This window comes from Streptomyces sp. AC627_RSS907, assembly GCF_019049165.1.
In genome coordinates this window covers 1-19,712 of sequence record NZ_JAGMUE010000051.1, presented here as the reverse complement: position 1 = coordinate 19,712, position 19,712 = coordinate 1, and the positions used below count along the sequence as shown (strand labels likewise).

The 19,712-nt window shown below is 69.0% G+C and carries 17 protein-coding genes and 2 pseudogenes; 8 read left to right on the top strand and 11 right to left on the bottom strand.

The window, feature by feature from the left end; translation table 11 throughout:
* Positions 1-46: 46 nt before the first annotated feature.
* Positions 47-1,498, bottom strand: a complete 1,452-nt coding sequence (locus KUM32_RS13870) for a CCA tRNA nucleotidyltransferase (RefSeq protein WP_217142165.1) — start codon at positions 1,496-1,498, stop codon at positions 47-49.
* A gap of 223 nt (positions 1,499-1,721) precedes the next feature.
* On the opposite strand from KUM32_RS13870, the gene KUM32_RS13865 reads away from it, so the two are divergent.
* From KUM32_RS13865 to trxA, 7 genes are all read left to right on the top strand, one after another.
* The gene (locus KUM32_RS13865) at positions 1,722-4,118 is read left to right on the top strand and encodes a DUF6049 family protein (protein ID WP_217142164.1); all 2,397 of its coding nucleotides are present in this window, start codon (positions 1,722-1,724) and stop codon (positions 4,116-4,118) included.
* Between the two features lie 44 nt (positions 4,119-4,162).
* Complete coding sequence (gene murJ / locus KUM32_RS13860; RefSeq protein ID WP_217142163.1) at positions 4,163-6,649, top strand: murein biosynthesis integral membrane protein MurJ; 2,487 nt, start codon at positions 4,163-4,165, stop codon at positions 6,647-6,649.
* Between the two features lie 139 nt (positions 6,650-6,788).
* Complete coding sequence (locus KUM32_RS13855; RefSeq protein ID WP_217142162.1) at positions 6,789-8,507, top strand: protein kinase family protein; 1,719 nt, start codon at positions 6,789-6,791, stop codon at positions 8,505-8,507.
* A 28-nt stretch (positions 8,508-8,535) separates the two neighbouring features.
* The gene (gene sigM / locus KUM32_RS13850) at positions 8,536-9,261 is read left to right on the top strand and encodes an RNA polymerase sigma factor SigM (protein ID WP_217142161.1); all 726 of its coding nucleotides are present in this window, start codon (positions 8,536-8,538) and stop codon (positions 9,259-9,261) included.
* Positions 9,258-10,190, top strand: a complete 933-nt coding sequence (locus KUM32_RS13845; RefSeq protein WP_217142160.1) for an anti-sigma factor — start codon at positions 9,258-9,260, stop codon at positions 10,188-10,190. The genes sigM and KUM32_RS13845 overlap by 4 nt, the downstream gene beginning before the upstream one ends.
* A 185-nt stretch (positions 10,191-10,375) precedes the next feature.
* A complete protein-coding gene (trxB, locus tag KUM32_RS13840; RefSeq protein ID WP_217142159.1) occupies positions 10,376-11,344 on the top strand; it encodes a thioredoxin-disulfide reductase in 969 nt (322 codons plus the stop codon).
* A gap of 41 nt (positions 11,345-11,385) precedes the next feature.
* Positions 11,386-11,718, top strand: coding sequence for a thioredoxin (gene trxA / locus KUM32_RS13835; RefSeq protein WP_217142158.1), 333 nt, complete (start codon positions 11,386-11,388; stop codon positions 11,716-11,718).
* 82 nt (positions 11,719-11,800) lie between these two features.
* Here trxA and KUM32_RS13830 read toward each other — a convergent pair whose 3' ends face one another.
* The 10 genes and pseudogenes from KUM32_RS13830 to rpmH all read right to left on the bottom strand — a co-directional run bounded on the left by KUM32_RS13830 (position 11,801) and on the right by rpmH (position 18,832).
* Entirely contained in the window at positions 11,801-12,418 is a 618-nt protein-coding gene (locus tag KUM32_RS13830; RefSeq protein WP_217142157.1) for a GNAT family N-acetyltransferase, read from the bottom strand.
* 133 nt (positions 12,419-12,551) lie between these two features.
* Positions 12,552-12,728: pseudogene (locus KUM32_RS45275) on the bottom strand (hypothetical protein); the annotation flags it as partial.
* Between the two features lie 21 nt (positions 12,729-12,749).
* Positions 12,750-13,847, bottom strand: coding sequence for a ParB/RepB/Spo0J family partition protein (locus KUM32_RS13820; protein ID WP_217142155.1), 1,098 nt, complete (start codon positions 13,845-13,847; stop codon positions 12,750-12,752).
* Positions 13,844-14,917 carry a ParA family protein gene (locus KUM32_RS13815; protein WP_217142271.1) on the bottom strand — a complete coding sequence of 358 codons (1,074 nt, stop codon included), beginning with the start codon at positions 14,915-14,917 and terminating at the stop codon, positions 13,844-13,846. The genes KUM32_RS13820 and KUM32_RS13815 overlap by 4 nt, the downstream gene beginning before the upstream one ends.
* Positions 14,918-15,276: 359 nt before the next feature.
* Complete coding sequence (gene rsmG / locus KUM32_RS13810; protein ID WP_217142154.1) at positions 15,277-15,996, bottom strand: 16S rRNA (guanine(527)-N(7))-methyltransferase RsmG; 720 nt, start codon at positions 15,994-15,996, stop codon at positions 15,277-15,279.
* Between the two features lie 125 nt (positions 15,997-16,121).
* Positions 16,122-16,634 (bottom strand): R3H domain-containing nucleic acid-binding protein, encoded by a 513-nt coding sequence (locus tag KUM32_RS13805; protein ID WP_217142153.1) that lies wholly within the window; start codon positions 16,632-16,634, stop codon positions 16,122-16,124.
* Between the two features lie 15 nt (positions 16,635-16,649).
* Complete coding sequence (gene yidC / locus KUM32_RS13800) at positions 16,650-17,927, bottom strand: membrane protein insertase YidC (protein WP_217142152.1); 1,278 nt, start codon at positions 17,925-17,927, stop codon at positions 16,650-16,652.
* Between the two features lie 3 nt (positions 17,928-17,930).
* Positions 17,931-18,305, bottom strand: a complete 375-nt coding sequence (yidD, locus tag KUM32_RS13795) for a membrane protein insertion efficiency factor YidD (protein ID WP_217142151.1) — start codon at positions 18,303-18,305, stop codon at positions 17,931-17,933.
* Positions 18,302-18,673, bottom strand: a complete 372-nt coding sequence (gene rnpA / locus KUM32_RS13790) for a ribonuclease P protein component (protein ID WP_217142150.1) — start codon at positions 18,671-18,673, stop codon at positions 18,302-18,304. The genes yidD and rnpA overlap by 4 nt, the downstream gene beginning before the upstream one ends.
* A gap of 21 nt (positions 18,674-18,694) precedes the next feature.
* The gene (gene rpmH, locus KUM32_RS13785) at positions 18,695-18,832 is read right to left on the bottom strand and encodes a 50S ribosomal protein L34 (protein ID WP_003956500.1); all 138 of its coding nucleotides are present in this window, start codon (positions 18,830-18,832) and stop codon (positions 18,695-18,697) included.
* Positions 18,833-19,208: 376 nt separating this feature from the next.
* Here rpmH and dnaA point away from each other — a divergent pair.
* Positions 19,209-19,712: pseudogene (gene dnaA, locus KUM32_RS13780) on the top strand (chromosomal replication initiator protein DnaA); the annotation flags it as partial.

The window sequence follows — 19,712 nt, the reverse complement described above, 5'->3', positions numbered from 1 at the left end:
CGCCCTGCCGGAAAGACCTGTCCCGGAAGCCCCTACCGCATGACAATCACGCTGATTCCGCGCACTGCCCCCACCATTCCCTGAGGGCCGCCACCGCCGCGTCGAGCTCCATCGGCCCGTTCTCCAGGCGGAGCTCCAGCATGTGCTTGTAGGCCTGGCCGACGGTCGGCCCGGGGCCGATGCCGAGGATCTCCATGATCTGGTTGCCGTCCAGGTCCGGGCGGATCGCGTCCAGCTCCTCCTGCTGCTGAAGCTGCGCGATCCGCTCCTCCAGCCCGTCGTAGGCCCGCGAGAGCGCCAAGGCCTTGCGCTTGTTGCGGGTCGTGCAGTCCGAGCGGGTCAGCTTGTGGAGCCGGCCGAGCTGAGGACCGGCGTCCCGGACATAGCGGCGGACCGCGGAGTCCGTCCACTCGCCCGTGCCGTAACCATGGAAGCGCAGGTGCAGTTCGACCAGGCGCGAGACGTCCTTCACCAGCTCATTGGGGTACTTCAACGCGGTCATGCGCTTCTTCGTCATCTTGGCTCCGACCACTTCGTGGTGGTGGAACGAGACTCGCCCGTCCTTCTCGAAGCGACGTGTGCGCGGCTTGCCGATGTCGTGCAGCAGGGCGGCCAGGCGGAGGGTCAGGTCGGGGCCCTCGCTCTCCAGGGCCATCGCCTGCTCCAGAACGATGAGCGTGTGGTCGTAGACGTCCTTGTGCCGGTGGTGCTCGTCCCGCTCCAGCCGCAGGGCCGGTAGCTCGGGCAGGACCCGATCGGCGAGGCCGGTGTCCACCAGCAGGGTCAGTCCCTTGCGCGGGTGCGAGGAGAGGACGAGCTTGTTCAGCTCATCCCGGACCCGCTCGGCCGAGACGATGTCGATGCGCCCGGCCATGTCCTTCATCGCACCGACGACATCGGGAGCCACCTCGAAGTCGAGCTGCGCGGCAAACCGTGCGGCCCGCATCATCCGGAGCGGATCGTCCGAGAAGGACTCCTCAGGAGTTCCCGGAGTACGCAGCAGCCGGGCCGCGAGGTCGTCGAGCCCTCCGTGCGGATCGATGAACTCCTTCTCCGGCAACGCCAGGGCCATGGCGTTCACGGTGAAGTCCCGACGGACGAGGTCCTCCTCGATGGAGTCGCCGTAGGACACCTCGGGCTTGCGCGAGGTGCGGTCGTAGGCCTCCGACCGGTAGGTGGTCACCTCGATCTGGTAGCCGTCCTTCTGCGCCCCGACCGTGCCGAAGGCGATCCCGACCTCCCAGACGGCGTCCGCCCACGGCCGCACGATCTTCAGGACGTCCTGCGGGCGGGCGTCGGTCGTGAAGTCCAGGTCGTTGCCGAGCCGGCCGAGCAACGCGTCCCGGACCGAGCCGCCGACCAGGGCGAGAGAGAACCCGGCCTCCTGGAAGCGGCGGGCGAGGTCGTCGGCGACAGGCGCCACCCGCAGCGGTTCACTCACCGCACGGCGCTGCGCCTGACTCGGGGCACTGGGGTTGACTTCGTTGGCGTTCGGCACAACAGAACAGGGTACGTGGCCCACGCCGACACCGACGCCCTCATTGATCACCCACCGGATCCCTTCCTTTTCCACCGCCCTTTATAGGCGCACATACAGGACAGTCCCGTTCGCCACCGGATCTTGTGACGTACGCCGTGGCACTTCACTTCGGCGCGCATCGTTACCATGCGTGGACGCACATTCCGACGACCACTGACGACGACGAGGGACGGGCGAGCGCGTGGCCGAGGCGGCAGACTTCCAGGGGACCAGTCCCTCACCTGCCCGCCGGTGGCTACGGCGCACCACGGCGCTGATCGCCGGGGCGCCCCTGCTGGCCGGCCTGCTCCAGCTGCCGGCCGCGGGCCCGGCACACGCCGACGTGCCGTCCTCCGCCAAGGCCGCCTCCGACCCAGGCTCGGTGGCTGTCGCCATCGACTCGCTCACCCCCGCCGCCCCCACGGACGGGGACACGGTCACCGTGTCCGGCACCGTCACCAACCACGGCAAGCAGACGGTCACCGACGCCCACGTGCGCCTGCGCCCGGGCGCCGAGGTCAACACCCGCTCGGCCGTCGACGAGATCGCCAAGAACAGCGACGATCTCCAGGAGGCCATCGGCCCGGAGATCGACGACAAGTACACCGAGAAGTTCTCGAAGCTGACCCCCGGCGTCGCCGAGCACTTCAACATCTCCGTTCCCGTCGACGATCTCGACCTCGGTGAGGACGGCGTCTACGAATTCGCCGTCTCGCTCTCCGGGCAGACCTCCTCCCAGCCGTGGGAACGGATTCTCGGTATCCAGCGCACCTTCCTGCCGTGGCAGCCCCGAGCGGCCGACCCCAGGACGAAGACGACGGCTCTGTGGCCCCTCGTCTCGACCACGCACATGGCCGCCGAGACGGGCCCGAACGAAGAGCAGACACCGGTCTTCCTCAACGACGACCTGGCCAAGGAGATCTCCCCCGGAGGCCGCCTGAACCAGATGGTGACGCTGGGCAAGGAACTCGACGTCACCTGGGTGGTCGACCCGGACCTCCTCGCCTCCGTCGACGCGATGACGGGCAGCTATCGCGTCCGGGACGGGGACACGACCACCGCCGGCGCCCACCAGGCGGTCGCCAAGCAGTGGCTCGCCGACCTGCAGGACGCGGTGGCCGACAAGGAGGTCGTCGCCCTTCCCTTTGCCGACCCGGACCTGGCGTCCCTCGCCCACAACGGCACGGACGTCACCGGCTCACTGAGCCAGTTGAAGGACGCCACGGACGTCATCACCAACACGGTCGAGCCGATCCTTCACGTGAAACCGAGCACCGACTTCGCCTGGCCCGTCAACGGCGCCGTCGACCGGTCGATCGTCAAGGTCGCCACGTCCGCCGGCGCCGACAAGGTGATCGCTCGCAGCGACAGCCTCCAGGAGACCCACGGCCTGCCGTACACCCCCTCCGCGGCCCGCCCCATCGGAGGCGGCACGACGGCCGTCGTCGCCGACGCCCGGCTGTCCACGGCGTTCGAGGGCGACCTGACGAAGGCCTCCGCGTCCACGCTCGCGGTGCAGCGGTTCCTCGCCCAGAGCCTCGCCCTCAGCCAGCAGACCAGCAAGCAGCGCAGCGTCGTCATCGCCCCGCAACGCACACCGTCCGGCAGCCAGGCACGAGCCATGGCCGAGGCGCTGAGGGCGCTCCAGGGCGGCGCCTGGTCCCAGTCCCAGAAGCTGGCGGCCGCCGCGGCGGCCAAGCCGGACCCCGATGCCACCACGAAGGTGCCGAGGGCCTCCTCGTACCCCTCGGCACTGCGCAAGAAGGAACTGCCCCGGTCTGCGTTCGAGCAGATCGCGCAGACACAGGACAAGCTCGCCAAGTTCCAGGTGGTTCTGTCGAACCCGTCCCGGGTGGTGACCCCCTTCGGGCGCGCCCTGAACCGCAACATGTCCGCGTCGTGGCGGGGCCGGGCAGCCGAGGCGGAGTCGTTCCGCGCGGGTGTGCAGTCGTACCTCGACGGGCTGACCGGACGGGTCAGACTGATCGACAAGTCGGAGACGAAGCTCTCCGGCCGCAGCGCCACGATTCCCGTGACGGTGCAGAACAACCTCGTGCAGGACGTCGGTCCCCTGGTCCTGCGGCTCACCTCCACGAATCCGACACGTCTCGAGATCGACGGCGCCGCCTACCAGGAACAGCCGGTCTCCGTCTCCGGCGGCCACAGCCAGTCGGTGAAGTTCACCACGTCTGCCAACGCCAACGGCCGGGCTGCGGTGATCGCCCAGCTGTACACCACGGACGGACGGAAGTACGGCGACCCCGTCACCTTCGACGTGAAGGTCACCGAGATCACGGCCACCGTGATGCTCGTCATCGGCGGCGGTGTCCTGCTGCTCGTCCTCGCCGGCTTCCGGATGTACACGCAGCGCAAACGGGCCGCCGGCCGGGAATCCGAGAAGAGCGAAACCGACGAGACGCGGGACGCCGAGAACCCCGAGGACGCCCCGAAGAACCCCGAAAGCTCCGACGAACGTCCCAAGGAGGAGTCCGAGGCGCACCCCCGGGCAAGCGCCCCGGAGCAGCCGAGTGACCCGACACCGGACACCGCAGCGGAAGACGGCGACCCGTCCGGCACGGGTGAGAGAGTGGACCGTTGAGGATGTCGTGGCCGGTCGGCCCGGGACGATGAGGTGGGGTAACCATGAACGCGCCGTACGACGGTGACCGCGGTCAGGCCGTGGACGGCTCGGGCCACCCCGAGGGTCCGCCGCCCGACACCAGCCGGACGCCGCCGGAGCCGCCCGCGGACATGTACCTCCAGGACGCCTACGACCAGGATCCCTACCGGGCGCAGGACCTCTCCGCCCAGGACCCGGTCTCCGAGGCGCTCTACGACCGGGCCGCGCACCCCCCGCCACCGCCGGGCACGTACCCGCAGCAGCAGCCGCTGTACTCCCAGCCGCCCCCGTCTCCCTACGCCCCCGACCCGCGCGTCTGGGCCCAGCCCCCGGCGCCCGAACCGGAGGGCCCGACCCAGTACCTGCCGTACGGCGACGACCCGAGGACGACGCAGTTCGTCGGCGTGGACGACCTGGTCACCCAGGCCGGCGAGCAGCGCCATGAGCCCGACGCCTTCGCCCACCTGTTCCGGGACCAGCAGCAGGCCGGCGGGCACCCCTCGTACGACGACCACGCGTCCGTACCCACCCCCGCCCCGGCACCTGGGCAGTACGGCGGGACACCGGGGCCGGGACAGTACGGCGGGGCACCCGGGACCGACCAGTACGGCGGCACCCACGGCCCCGATCAGTACGGTGGCACCCACGGACCCGCCCCGTACGGACACGCACCGGCCCCCGGCCAGTACGTCCAGTACGGCGACGGTCCCGCTCCGGCACCCGGGCAGTACGGAGGAGAACCCGCTCCGACCCCCGGGCAGTACGCCGCGCCCGCGCCCGGCCAGTACGCGGTGGCTCCCACCCCGGAAGCGGCCGAGGCCCCCCTCCAGGAGCCCGAGCCCGTCCCGGCTGCCGCACCGGCCGCCGCGTCCAAGAAGGGCGGGCGTGCGGGGGGCCTGCTCAAGTCGAGCGCCGTGATGGCGGCGGGCACGATGGTCTCTCGGCTGACCGGGTTCATCCGTTCCGCGATGATCGTCTCCGCGCTGGGGCTCGCGTTGCTGGGCGAGTCCTTCCAGATCGCCTATCAGCTGCCGACGATGATCTACATCCTGACGGTCGGCGGCGGCCTCAACTCGGTGTTCGTTCCGCAGCTCGTCCGCGCCATGAAGGAGGACAAGGACGGTGGGGAGGCCTACGCCAACCGGCTCCTGACCCTGGTCATGGTGGCCCTCGGCGCCCTTACCGCCCTGGGAATGCTGGCGGCCCCACTGCTGGTTCGCGCCCTGTCGAACCCCGTCGCCACGAACCCCGCGGCCAACGAGACGGCCATCACCTTCACCCGGTACTTCCTGCCGTCCATCTTCTTCATGGGCGTCCATGTGGTGATGGGGCAGATCCTCAATGCCCGCGGCCGGTTCGGCGCGATGATGTGGACCCCGGTACTGAACAACATCGTCATCATCGTCACGCTCGGCATGTTCCTCTGGGTCTACGGAACCGCCGCCGACTCCGGTATGACGGTCGAGAGCATCCCGCCGGAGGGCGAGCGACTCCTCGGCGTCGGGATCCTCCTCGGCCTCGTGGTCCAGGCCCTGGCGATGATCCCCTACCTGCGCGAGACCGGGTTCAAGCTGAGGCTGCGGTTCGACTGGAAGGGCCACGGCCTCGGCAAGGCCGCGATGCTCGCCAAGTGGACGATCCTTTTCGTTCTCGCCAACCAGGCGGGCGCCCTCGTCGTCATCCAGTTGGCCACCGCCTCGGTCACGGACACCGACCTCCCCGGCACCGGTTACAGCGCCTACGCCAACGCCCAGCTGATCTGGGGCCTGCCGCAGGCCATCATCACCGTCTCCCTGATGGCCGCGCTGTTGCCCCGCATCTCCCGCTCGGCAGCCGAGGAGGACGGTGGCGCGGTCCGCGACGACATCTCGCAGGGCCTGCGCACGACGGCCGTCGCGATCGTTCCGGTCGCCTTCGGCTTCGTCTCCCTCGGCATCCCGATGTGCACGCTGATCTTCGGCTCCTCGGGTATCGGCGCGGCCACCAACATGGGCTACATGCTCATGGCCTTCGGCCTCGGCCTCATCCCGTACTCCGTGCAGTACGTCGTCCTCCGCGCCTTCTACGCCTACGAGGACACCCGGACGCCCTTCTACAACACCGTCATCGTGGCCGTGGTCAACGCCGCCGCCTCGGGGCTCTGTTATTTCCTGCTCCCGGCCCGCTGGGCCGTCGTCGGCATGGCCGCCTCCTACGGTCTGGCCTACGTGATCGGGGTGGGCGTCGCCTGGCGCAGGCTGCGCAAGCGGCTCGGCGGAGACCTGGACGGTGCCCGGGTGCTGCGGACATACGCCCGCCTGTGCATCGCGTCCGTCCCCGCCGCGCTGCTCAGCGGAGCGGCCTGCTACGGAGTCAGCCGCGCGCTCGGCCAGGGTGTCGTCGGGTCGTTCGCCGCGCTGCTGGCCGGCGGGGCTCTGCTGTTCGGTGTCTTCTTCGTCGCCGCCCGTCGGATGCGCATCGAAGAGGTCAACTCGCTGGTCGGCATGGTGCGCGGACGCCTGGGACGCTGAGGCCGGGGGTAGGCGCACAACCATCGTCCGCCGCCGTGTGTCGTGCATAGCGGCGGACTGTGGGCACAATTGGGTTCGGCGTCGGACTGCGCGCAGCGGAAGTCGGCCGGCGTGCATCGAAGGGGAGGCAGGAACGACGGTGGCGGAACGGAGCACAGCTGCCGTCGACGTGGCAGACAACAGCGGTGACGAGCCGCTGACCGCACAGGCGGACCAGTCCACGGCCGACGGGGTGGCCAACAACCGGGAGCGGGACACGGACAGCGACGAGGCACAGGGGAACCCCACGAGCGAGGAATCCGGCAAGGCCTCGCCTCCCGAACTGCACAGCGGGCACAAGCTCGCCAGACGCTACCGCCTCGAGGAGTGCGTCACCCGTCTGGACGGCTTCAGCAGCTGGCGGGCCGTCGACGAGAAGCTGCGCCGGGCCGTCGGAGTCCACCTTCTTCCGGCGGACCACACCCGGGCGCGTTCCGTACTGGCCGCGGCACGCTCCTCCGCGCTTCTCGGTGACCCCCGCTTCGTCCAGGTCCTCGACGCCGTGGAGGACAACGACCTCGTCTACGTCGTGCACGAGTGGCTCCCCGACGCCACCGAGCTGACCGCCCTCCTCGCCACCGGCCCCCTGGAGGCGTACGACGCCTACCAGATGGTCAGCCAGGTCGCCTCAGCCATGGCCGCGGCCCACCGCGAGGGCCTCTCCCACCTGCGTCTCAACCCCAACGCGGTGCTGCGTACGTCCACGGGTCAGTGGAGGATCCGCGGGCTCGCCGTCAACGCAGCGCTGCGCGGCATCAGTTCCGACACTCCGCAGCGCACCGACACCGAGGCCATCGGCGCCCTGCTGTACGCCACACTCACCCAGCGCTGGCCGTACGAGAGCGACGCCCACGGCCTGGCCGGTCTCCCCAAGGACCTCGGTCTGATCCCGCCGGACCAGGTACGCGCAGGTGTCCACCGCGGCCTGTCCGAGCTCGCCATGCGGGCGCTCGCCAACGACGGCGCCACCGCCTCCCGCCACGAGTCCCCGTGCACCACGCCGGAGGAACTGGTGAAGGCGATCGGCGAGATGCCCCGCATCCGCCCACCGGAGCCGGCGTACACCGCACCGCCCGCGTACCAGCGCACGTCGTACCAGAAGGGCACGTACGGCCGTCCGGCACCGCACCCCGGGGTCACCCAGCCGGTGCCGGCCCCGCCGCCCCCGCTGCAGAGCCGCACCGGCAAGGCGCTGAAGTGGACCGTCTCCGCCCTGCTGATCGCCGCACTCGGCCTGGGCAGCTGGCAGCTGGCGGACGCCCTCATGGAGCGGGGCGGCAAGGCCGACGACCAGAACCAGACACAGACGACGGACAGCAACGACAAGAGCGAAGAGCAGCCCAAGCCCGTCAAGCCGATCAGTGTCCAGGACGCCCGGGAGTACGTCGCCAGTGGCGAGGCCCAGGCACCACAGGACGTGGTCAAGACCTACGACGGTGACGCCTCCACCTTCTGGCGCACGAAGCGGTACAACGAGGGTCCGACGCTCGCGCCGTACAAGCCCGGGGTCGGCATCGTCTACGACCTCGGTTCGCCCCAGGAGGTCTCGACGGCGTCGATAGGGCTCCGGTACTCCGGGGATCACACGACCGTGCACCTGTACGCCACCGATTCGCTGTCGCCCTCGACCGGAGTCGACGGCCTGAAGAAAATCGCGACCGCCACCACGACAGGCACTTCGCTCACGGCCAAGGCGGCGAAGCCCGTCAAGACGCAGTACGTCCTCCTGTGGATCACTGACGTGCCGAATGCTCCTTCCGACGGCTACAGCGGCGCCGGGTACAAGCAGGCCGTCACCGACGTGACGTTCAAGGGCTGAAAGCCGACGTACAAGGGGAGGGGGTCCGATGGCAGATGACACCGCATACGGTGGCGTCCGCGATCAGGACCTCCTGGCCCGCCACGTCGAAGGCGATCCCGACGCCTTCGGTGAGCTCGTACGCCGCCACCGTGACCGGCTCTGGGCGGTGGCCCTGCGGACGCTGGGGGACCGCGAGGAGGCCGCTGACGCAGTCCAGGACGCCCTTGTCTCCGCATACCGGGCCGCCCACACCTTCCGCGGACAAGCAGCCGTCACGACCTGGCTGCACCGGATCACTGTCAACGCCTGCCTGGATCGTGCCCGCAAGGCCGCCTCCCGGAAGACCGCGCCCATCGACGACACCGAACGCCTGGAGCAGCTCCTGGAGCCGCACGAATCGGCTTCGGTTCCTGCCGAGCGCAACGACCTGCACCGCCAGCTGCTCGAGGCCCTGGGCACCCTGCCGGCCGATCAGCGGGCGGCCCTCGTTCTGGTGGACATGCAGGGCTACCCCGTCGCGGAAGCCGCCCGGATCCTTGATGTGCCGACCGGCACGGTCAAGAGCCGGTGCGCTCGCGGCAGAGCCAGACTCCTGCCGCTGCTCAGCCACCTACGGCAGGACGGCGACAGCGAGGCCGGGAAGCCCGACGCGAAGCGGAACCGGACTCAGGGGACATCCGTCCCACCCGCAGCGGGACCACGCCGGGCAGGCCCGTCGGGCTCAGGACCGAGCGATTCAGCCGCAGTGAAGGGCGGAGGTGGACGAGCATGACGTCGTCGACGACAGACATGGCCGGTCACCCGGACACCGCGGAGATCTCCGACCTCGCTGAAGACCTGCTCCCCACCACACGGGCCGCGGCCGTACGGCGGCACCTGGAGACCTGCGCGCCCTGCGCGGACGTCTACGCGTCGCTGGAGGAGATCCAGGGACTGCTCGGCACGCTGCCGGTACCGGCACGGATGCCGGACGACGTGGCCGACCGCATCGACGCCGCCCTGGCGGCCGAGACCCGACCGAGCGCCACCACGCCGGACTTCGCGGGACCGGCTGCTGCGACTGCGCGGCTCGCCACCTCCGGGAGCAACGACAGCACGCATGTTTCACGTGAAACAACTGCGTCGACGGACCGACCCGCCGGGCACGCCCGCCCCTCCTCCGCCGGCCCGGGCCGCAAGGATCGCCGTCGAATCGGGCGGCGCAGGATCGCTGCACTCGGCGCCGTGGCCGCCGCCACCCTCGGGCTGGGCTCCGTCATCGTGTCCTCCATGACCGGGGGGAGCCCCTCCGACGACACCGCCCGCGGCAAGCAGTCCGCGCTCGCGGACACCTTCTCCGCGGGACAGCTGAAGGAAAAGGTCACCGGCCTCATCGCGGACGGGCAAGAGGCTCAGGACGGGACGCGCACACCCCGCAGCTTCGGCATGGAGTCCGACGGCGGCGCCGAGACCGGTGCAGAGAACCGTGTCTTCAAGAAGCCGACGGTCCCCGAATGCATCCAGAAGGGCATCGGCCGCAGCGACGCGGCGCTCGCCACGGAGAAGGGCGTCTACCAGGGCAAGAAGGCACTGCTCGTGGTGTTGCCCGACGCCTCCAACGACAGCCTGGTCACCGCCTACATCGTCGAGGCGACGTGCGTGGACGAGCCCGCCGTCAGCAAGGCTGAGATCCTCTTGAAGCACTCCTACGCGCGTTCGTAGCGGTCAGGCACCCCTCCTCGTCCGGCACCCCACCACCTGTCTCCTCTGCACGCCCACCCCGCTGTCTCCGTGTGCCCGGACACAGCGGGAATGCACGCCCCGTAGGATCCGTTGGGTGGGGTGAGAGCTCCGAGAAAAGCTCCACCCGGCCCTGAAGACGCAGTCCAGAGACGAGGAATGAAGCCGTGAGCGACGTCCGAAACGTGATCATCATCGGCTCCGGGCCCGCCGGCTACACGGCGGCGCTCTACACCGCGCGCGCGTCGCTGAAGCCGCTGGTGTTCGAGGGCGCCGTCACTGCGGGCGGTGCGCTGATGAACACCACCGAGGTGGAGAACTTCCCCGGCTTCCAGGACGGCATCATGGGCCCCGAGCTCATGGACAACATGCGCGCGCAGGCCGAGCGCTTCGGCGCCGAGCTGATCCCCGACGATGTCGTCGCCGTCGACCTGACCGGCGAGGTCAAGACCGTCACCGACACCGCGGGCACGGTCCACCGCGCCAAGGCCGTCATCGTCACCACCGGCTCCCAGCACCGCAAGCTCGGCCTGCCGAACGAGGACGCTCTGTCCGGCCGCGGCGTCTCCTGGTGCGCGACCTGTGACGGCTTCTTCTTCAAGGACCAGGACATCGCTGTGATCGGCGGCGGTGACACCGCGATGGAGGAGGCCACGTTCCTCTCCCGCTTCGCCAAGTCCGTGACGATCGTCCACCGCCGGGACACCCTGCGCGCCTCCAAGGCGATGCAGGAGCGTGCCTTCGCCGACCCGAAGATCACGTTCGTCTGGGACAGCGAGGTCGCGGAGGTCCAGGGCGAGCAGAAGCTGTCGGGCCTGAAGCTGCGCAACGTCAAGACCGGCGAGCTCTCGGACCTGGCCGTGACCGGCCTGTTCATCGCCATCGGCCACGACCCGCGCACCGAGCTCTTCAAGGGCCAGCTCGACCTGGACCCGGAGGGCTACCTGAAGGTCGACGCTCCGTCGACCCGCACCAACCTCACCGGTGTCTTCGCCGCCGGTGACGTGGTCGACCACACCTACCGCCAGGCGATCACCGCCGCCGGCACCGGTTGCTCCGCTGCCCTCGACGCCGAGCGCTTCCTGGCCGCGCTCACCGACGAGGACAAGGCCGAGCCCGAGAAGACCACTGTCTGACCCCGTCCACCCCACGCACCAACCACTTTAAGGAGCCCGCCGTGGCCGAAACCCTGAAGAAGGTGACCGACGCCTCCTTCGATGAGGACGTCCTCAAGAGCGACAAGCCCGTCCTCGTGGACTTCTGGGCCGCCTGGTGCGGCCCGTGCCGCCAGATCGCGCCGTCCCTCGAGGCGATCGCCGCCGAGTACGGTGACAAGATCGAGGTCGTCAAGCTGAACATCGACGAGAACCCGGGTACGGCGGCCAAGTACGGCGTCATGTCGATCCCGACCCTGAACGTCTACCAGGACGGCGAGGTCGCCAAGACCATCGTCGGCGCCAAGCCCAAGGCCGCGATCGTTCGCGACCTCAAGGACTTCATCGCTGACTGACGTTTCACGTGAAACACGAATGGGCCGACCCGGACGGGCCGGCCCATTCGCATGACAGAGGTCCTTCGGGACCACGTCCGTGCTACAGCGGCCGCAGCGCGGGCTCCTTCTGGACCGCCCCCAGCAGGCGGTCCAGCGCCATCTCCACGTCCTCCTTCCAGGACAACGTGGATCGGAGATCCAGTCGCAGCCGCGGGTGACTGGGGTGAGGCCGGACCGTCTTGAACCCGACCGCCAGCAGATGGTCCGCCGGCAGGATGCAGGCAGGCTCCTTCCAGCGGGCATCACCGAACGCCTCGATGGCCTTGAAGCCGCGGCGCAGGAGGTCCTTCGCGACCGTCTGGACCATCACCCGGCCCAGCCCTTGGCCCTGGTAGCCCGGCACCACGAACGCGGTCATCAGCTGCACGGCGTCGGGCGCGACGGGACTGGTGGGAAAGGCGGCCGAGCGGGGGACGTAGGCAGGAGGGGCATAGAGCACGAAGCCCACCGGTACGTCGTCGACGTAGGCCACGCGGCCGCACGACCCCCAGTCCAACAGGACGGCGGAGATCCAGGACTCCTTTTCCAGGGCCGATGTGCCCGCCTTCACCGCGGCTTCGCCGCTGACCGGGTCCAGCTCCCAGAAGACGCACGAGCGACAGCGCCGGGGAAGGTCCTGAAGGTTGTCCAGCGTGAGCGGTACGACCCGGCGCCCCATGAAGGCTGTTCCTCGCTTCCCTCGCCCGCCGCGTAGCGGGCAGCTGTCAGAGCGCTCCGTTCCCTGAGCAGGCTGCCGATGAACCCGCCCATCGCGCCCAGCCCCAAGCCCGCGCTCACCAGTCCGGTGCGGCTCATCGTTCGCATGGCCCCTGCCTCCCTCTCAGAGGTACTGCCAGGTGATTACGCCGTCCCGAACGCATCGTATCCACGATGCGCCGCCCTCGACACTGACGTAAAGCAAAGGGCGGGCCGTGTTCCGGTACACACCGGCAACGACCCGCCCCAGGCGGCAGGTGAAGCATCGTCCTCCTGCTTCACCTGCCCGGACATCAGGAGTCGAGCTCTTCGCTCTCGCTCTCCAGGAGGCCCTTCTGCAGTACTGGCCCCTCGCCGGGAGCGAGGCTGCCGAGGATCCGTTCGAGATCTTCCATGGAGGCGAACTCCACGGTGATCTTCCCCTTCTTCTGACCCAGGTCGACCTTCACCCGCGTCTCGAAGCGGTCCGAGAGCCGCGTCGCCAGTTCCGAAAGCGCCGGGGAGACCAGGGAACCGGCCCGCGGTCCCTTGGCTCGCTGCGGCTTCTGTGGCCGGGAACCCATCAGGGTCACGATCTCTTCGACCGACCGCACGGAGAGACCCTCGGCCACAATGCGATGGGCCAGCCGGTCCTGCTCCTCCGGGTCCTCGACGGAGAGCAACGCCCGCGCGTGTCCGGCGGAGAGCACACCCGCCGCCACCCGGTTCTGAACCTTCGGGGAGAGCTTCAGCAGACGCAACGTGTTGGAGACCTGCGGCCGGGAACGACCGATGCGGTCCGCCAGCTGGTCGTGCGTGCAGTTGAAGTCCTTCAGCAGCTGGTCATAGGCGAAAGCCTCTTCCAACGGATTCAGCTGGGCCCGGTGCAGGTTCTCCAGCAGCGCGTCCAGGAGGAGCTTTTCGTCCTCCGTGGCCCGCACGATCGCCGGGATAACATCCAGTTCCAACTCCCGGCAGGCCCGGAAGCGGCGCTCGCCCATGATGAGCTCATAGCGCCCGGGACCCGTCGGCCGTACGACGACGGGCTGGAGAAGACCGACCTCCCTGATGGAGGTGACCAGCTCGGCCAGCGCGTCAGCGTCGAAGTCCTTACGCGGCTGCTTCGGGTTCGGCGTGATGGCGTCGAGGGGGACCTCCGCGAAATGCGCCCCCACAGGAGCCCTGAGCAGGTCACCCCAGCCCGGTGCCGCCGACTCCTCCGCTTCACGGGAAACCGGAGGCAGCGTGGCCACCTTCGCCGCCGCCACGCCCCGGTCGTTCGGCATCGGCATGGCCGCGGGAGACGCGGACGCCGCATTTCCCAGTGCCGCCGAAGCCACCGACTTCTCCGTCGGGGCATTGGGGATCAGCGCGCCCAGACCTCGGCCCAGCCCCCTCCGTCGCTCACTCACTGGATCCCCTCCACCGTATTCGGGTCTTTCTGTGCGCCGATGTGGGCGTGGGTCGCGTCGTAGCTGACTCCCACACCCTTCAGCGCGATTTCGCGTGCCGCCTCCAGATAGGAGAGGGCACCACTCGATCCTGGATCGTAGGTCAGTACCGTCTGCCCGTAGCTCGGGGCCTCGGAGATACGGACCGAGCGGGGAATGCTCGTGCGCAGCACCTCGTCGCCGAAGTGGCTGCGTACCTCGTCCGCGACCTGGGACGCGAGCCGCGTCCGGCCGTCGTACATGGTGAGCAGAATCGTTGACACGTGCAGCGTGGGGTTGAGGTGCCCCCGGACCAGGTCGACGTTGCGCAGCAGCTGCCCCAGTCCTTCCAGCGCGTAGTACTCGCACTGGATCGGGATCAGCACCTCCTGGCCGGCGACGAGCGCGTTGACCGTCAGCAGGCCGAGGGAGGGCGGGCAGTCGATGAGGATGTAGTCCAGCGGCTGCTCATACGCCTGGATCGCCCGCTGAAGCCGACTCTCCCGTGCCACCAGAGAGACCAGCTCGATCTCCGCACCGGCGAGATCGATCGTGGCCGGCGCACAGAAAAGGCCCTCGACATCGGGGACCGGCTGGACGACCTCCGAGAGCGGCCTGCTCTCGACCAGGACGTCATAGATGGACGGGACCTCGGCGTGGTGGTCGATACCCAGTGCAGTGGACGCATTGCCCTGCGGGTCGAGGTCGACGACCAGCACACGAGCACCGTGCAGAGCGAGCGACGCGGCAAGGTTGACGGTCGACGTCGTCTTGCCCACACCGCCCTTCTGGTTGGCGACCACCATGACCCGCGTCTGCTCGGGCCGCGGCAGACCCTCGCCGGCACGGCCCAAAGCCTCCACCGCCAGCTGGGCAGCACGACCGATCGGAGTGTCGTCCATCGGAGGCGGTGTTTCACGTGAAACATCCGCCCCCGTCGACTCGGTTCGGGGACCGGGGACCGGATCGGTCATCGGTCCCGCGATGTTTGCGTCGGACCGCAAGGATTCACTCTCCTCGACTTCAGGCTCGCAATGAACAGAGCCTCCCATGCCTTCGGGGTCATGAACCAGTGAGGCCTGGTCCTCTGTGGAGAAATCCATCTCTGTGGACAACTCCACGCCCTCTCCGAGAGACCCGAGAGGCTTCCGGTCACGGGGTTCGGCCGCGGCGCGGCCCCGACTGATGATGCCGTGCAGCAGTGAGCGACGTTTCACGTGAAACACGATGCACAGCCAGTGGTGCCGAAATGTCGCGACACTCCGGCAGGTGCGGGTTGGGCAGCTTGTGTGGAGTACGGCTGACCATCAGCAGGAATCAGCCGCCCTCACAGCCCTCCCCGCGTCCCCTCCTACGCCCGTTCACTACGCCTGTGGGCCGACCTCGGAACGCCAACGCCCCGCACCCTTCCCTACCCGCGACGTCGACGTGCCCGCCCCGTCCGGGCCGCCTTGGCCCGCTTGGCGGCGAAACGCACGCCACCGGGGCTCTCCCCGACCTCGACGCGCACCACGGTGGACATGGGGTTCACGACCCCCTCACCGACATGCAGGATGGACGTCTCCACCGCACCCAGCTTGCTCAGCGCCGCAGCTGCGGCCTTCAGCTCCTCCTCGGCCGTGTCGCCCTTGAGGGCGAGCATCTCGCCGTAAGGACGCAGCAACGGGATCCCCCATGTGGCCAGCCGGTCCAGCGGAGCAACGGCGCGGGCCGTCACCACATGCACCGGCGGGATCTTGCCCATGACCTCCTCGGCCCGCCCACGCACGACGGTCACATGATCCAGCCCCAGCAGCTCCACGACCTCCGCGAGGAAGTTCGTCCGGCGCAGCAGCGGCTCAAGAAGCGTGATCTTCAGGTCGTCCCGGACGAGGGCGAGCGGGATACCGGGCAGGCCGGCGCCCGAACCGACATCGCACACTGTCACCCCCTCGGGTACCACCTCCGAGAGGACCGCGCAGTTCAGAAGATGCCGCTCCCACAGGCGGGGAACTTCACGCGGACCGATCAGGCCGCGCTTCACCCCCGCCTCGGCGAGCAGTTCCGCGTAGCGGACCGCATCCGCGTACCGATCGCCGAACACCTCGCGTGCCTGCTCGGGCACAGGGGGAAGCTCCGCTGCCTCCGTCACGGGGGACCGTCCTTCCGTACCGCACCGGCGCACCAGGCGCCGGTGCCAGAACCACCAGAACTATCAGGCTGACAAAATTCGGCCCCGCCTGCGCAACAGACGGGGCCGGGGAACGTGGGGGCCGATCAGGCGGGCAGGACGACGACGAAGCGCTCCGGCTCCTCGCCCTCGGACTCGCTGCGCAGACCCGCGGCCTTCACCGCGTCGTGCACGACCTTGCGCTCGAACGGCGTCATCGGCTTCAGCCGCACGGACTCGCCGGTGCTCCTGGCCTCGGCCGCGGCCTTGGCGCCCAGCTCGGAGAGCTCGGCGCGCTTCTGGGCCCGGTACCCGGCGATGTCGAGCATCAGCCGGCTGCGGTCACCGGTCTCCCGGTGCACGGCCAGGCGCGTGAGCTCCTGCAGGGCCTCGAGCACCTCGCCGTCCCGGCCGACCAGCTTCTGCAGGTCCCGGCTGTTCGTGTCGCTGATGATCGAGACAGAGGCACGGTCGGCCTCGACGTCCATGTCGATGTCACCGTCGAGGTCGGCGATGTCGAGCAGACCCTCCAGGTAGTCCGCGGCGATCTCGCCCTCCTGCTCGAGACGAGTCAGGGTGTCTGCGCCCTCGGCAGCGGCGGAGGTGGTGCCTTCCGTCACGGGATGGACTCCTTCTTACTTCTTCGACGGGGACTTGGGCCGCTGCGGGCCCTTGCGCTGTCCGGACTGGGCCTTGCTACGGCCACCGCCGCCGGACTTCTGGGCCGGCTTCTTGGCGGCGGCAGGTTTCGTGTCCTGCTTGCCGTCCTGCGGCTCGTCCGACTTGGTCAGCGAGGTCTTCGGCTCGGACTCGCCGGCCACCTTGGCGGCCTGGCGCTGGGACTTGCTCTGCCGCTTGGGCTGCTGACGCCTGGGCGTGGTGGTCACGGTCGCGCCGTCCTCGGTCTGAGCGGCGACAGCGGCGTCATTCTTCACCACGTTGCCGTCGGCCTGCGCCGCCAGCCCGGCCTTGTTCAGACCGTTGATGAACTTCCGCTCGAACTCGTTGCGGTCCCGCCCCTTGGCGACGATGGCCTTCACGATGGCCCGCTGGCCACGGCCCCGCGTCCCGCCGTGCTCGGTGACGCTCTTGTGCAACCGCTCGAGATAGGCGGCCTGCGCCTTGGAACCGGGCGTCGGGTTGTTGCGGATGACGTACATCTGCTGGCCCATGGTCCACACGTTGGTGGTCAGCCAGTAGACGAGGACACCGACGGGGAAGTTGATGCCGAAGACGGCGAACATGACCGGGAAGACGTACATCAGCATCTTCTGCTGCTGCATGAACGGCGTCTTCACCGTGGTGTCGACGTTCTTGGTCATCAGCTGGCGCTGGGTGAAGAACTGCGACGCCGACATCAGCACGATCATCACCGCGGTGACGATCCGGACGTCCGTGAGCGAGGAACCGAGGGCCTCCACCTTGGACGAGCCGTCGGTGAACTTCACGGCCAACGGGGCACCGAAGATGTGGGCCTTCTGCGCGCTCTCCAGGAGGCTCTTGTTGATCACGCCGACGGTGTCGTTCGACGCGATGGCGTTGAGCACGTGGTACAGGGCGAAGAAGAACGGGGACTGCGCCAGGATGGGAAGGCACGAGGAGAGCGGGTTGGTGCCCGTCTCCTTGTACAGCTTCATCATCTCTTCGGACTGACGCTGCTTGTCGTTCTTGTAGCGCTCCTGGATCTTCTTCATCTCCGGCTGGAGCGTCTGCATCCCACGCGTCGCCTTGATCTGCTTCACGAAGAGCGGGATCAGGCAGATGCGGATCAGAATCACCAGGGACACGATGGACAGGCCCCAGGCCCATCCGGTGTCAGGCCCGAAGATCGCCCCGTACACCTTGTGGAACTGGACGATGACCCAGGAGACGGGCCAGGTGATGAAGCTGAAGAGGCTGGCAATCGTGTCCACTAATCATGCTCCTTGGGCATGGGGCGGGGTCTCTGCGGCCGGGCTCGAGGGACTGGGCGGGCTCGTGCGAGATACCTGTCCGTCGGTGGCCGGTTCGGCGGCGGAGGGCCCGCCCTTGCGTGCACGCCAGGCGTCACGCAGCATTTCGTGCCACCGCGGACGCTTGCGCGGCGGAACGTGGTCCACACCGCCCAGCGACCACGGATTGCACCGCAGGATGCGCCAGGCGGTGAGCGCCGTGCCCTTGAGGGCACCGTGCCGGTCGATGGCCGTGTACCCGTAGTGGGAGCACGACGGGTAGTACTTGCACACCGGCCCCAGCAGCGGACTGATCGTCCACTGGTACACCTTGATCAGAGCCAGCAGCGGGTACTTCATCGCGCGCCCCCTCCCAGCAACCGCTCCAGAGCGGCGTCCAGGTCTCGGGCCAGCTGTGCATGGTCGGCGTCACCCGCACCGGCCAGCGCTCGTACGACTACCAGGCTACCGGGGGGAAACAGGTCGATCCGGTCGCGCATCAGATGACGAAGCCTGCGCTTCACCTTGGTGCGCACCACCGCGCCACCCACGGCCTTGCTCACGACGAAACCCGCACGTGTCGGGGGAGCGCTCTCCCCAGGCGCGTGCGGGTCCGTGGCACCGCTTCGAAGGTGGACGACGAGGGCCGGACGGCCGGCCCGGCGGCCTCGTCGTACCGCGGTCGCGAAGTCCTCGCGCCGCCTCAGCCGGTTCTCGGTGGGCAGCACGATGTCATGACCTGACCGTGATCAGGCGGACAGACGGGCGCGACCCTTGCTGCGGCGGGACGCGAGGATCGCGCGGCCGGCACGGGTGCGCATACGCAGCCGGAAGCCGTGGGTCTTCGCGCGACGACGGTTGTTCGGCTGGAAGGTGCGCTTGCTCACTCGGGGGCTCCAGAAAGAATCGGGGTTGGCGGGGTGCCGTCTTGGCTGTCACCGTGCGCCCACGAGTAGCTCGCGTTACGCCCGAGTGCACCGCTTTTCGATCACCTTGGACGTGACCTGTGCCCATCGGAGGCAGGCGGCAGCAGCCATCGACAACTCGACCTGGTTACGGTACGTGGGACTGCGCCATTCGGTCAAACCAGCGGTGACCGGGAGACACTTGTCCACAGGCTGGGGACAACAACTTGAACCCTACCGGTCGCGCTGACTACCGTGGCTGGACTCCGATTCGTTCCCTTATCCCTGACCCACCCGAGTTTCACCCCGACCCGTCCCCGAATCACACATTCGAGGGACTCGTGAGAGAGCGTGCCCTGTGGCTGACGTACCTGCCGATCTTGCCGCAGTGTGGCCACGCGTACTGGAGCAACTCCTGGGAGAGGGCCGCGGACAGGGCGTCGAGTCGAAGGACGAGCGCTGGATCCGGCGCTGCCAGCCCCTCGCACTGGTCGCCGACACCGCCCTGCTCGCCGTACCGAACGAATTCGCGAAGGGCGTACTGGAGGGCCGCCTCGCCCCGGTCGTCAGCGAAACACTGAGCCGTGAATGCGGCCGCCCCATCCGCATCGCGATCACCGTCGACGACACCGCCGGCGAGCCCGCCACCCCCGCCCCGCAGACACCGCCCGCCCGACCCCAGCCCCGCTACGAGGAGCCCGAGCTCCCCGCACCCGGCCAGGGCCAGGGCGGCCACGACGACTACGAGGGCTACGGCCGCCACCGCGCCGACCAGCTCCCCACCGCACGCCCCACCTACCCACAGGAGTACCAGCGCCCCGAGCCCGGCTCCTGGCCCCGCCCGGCGCAGCAGGACGACTAC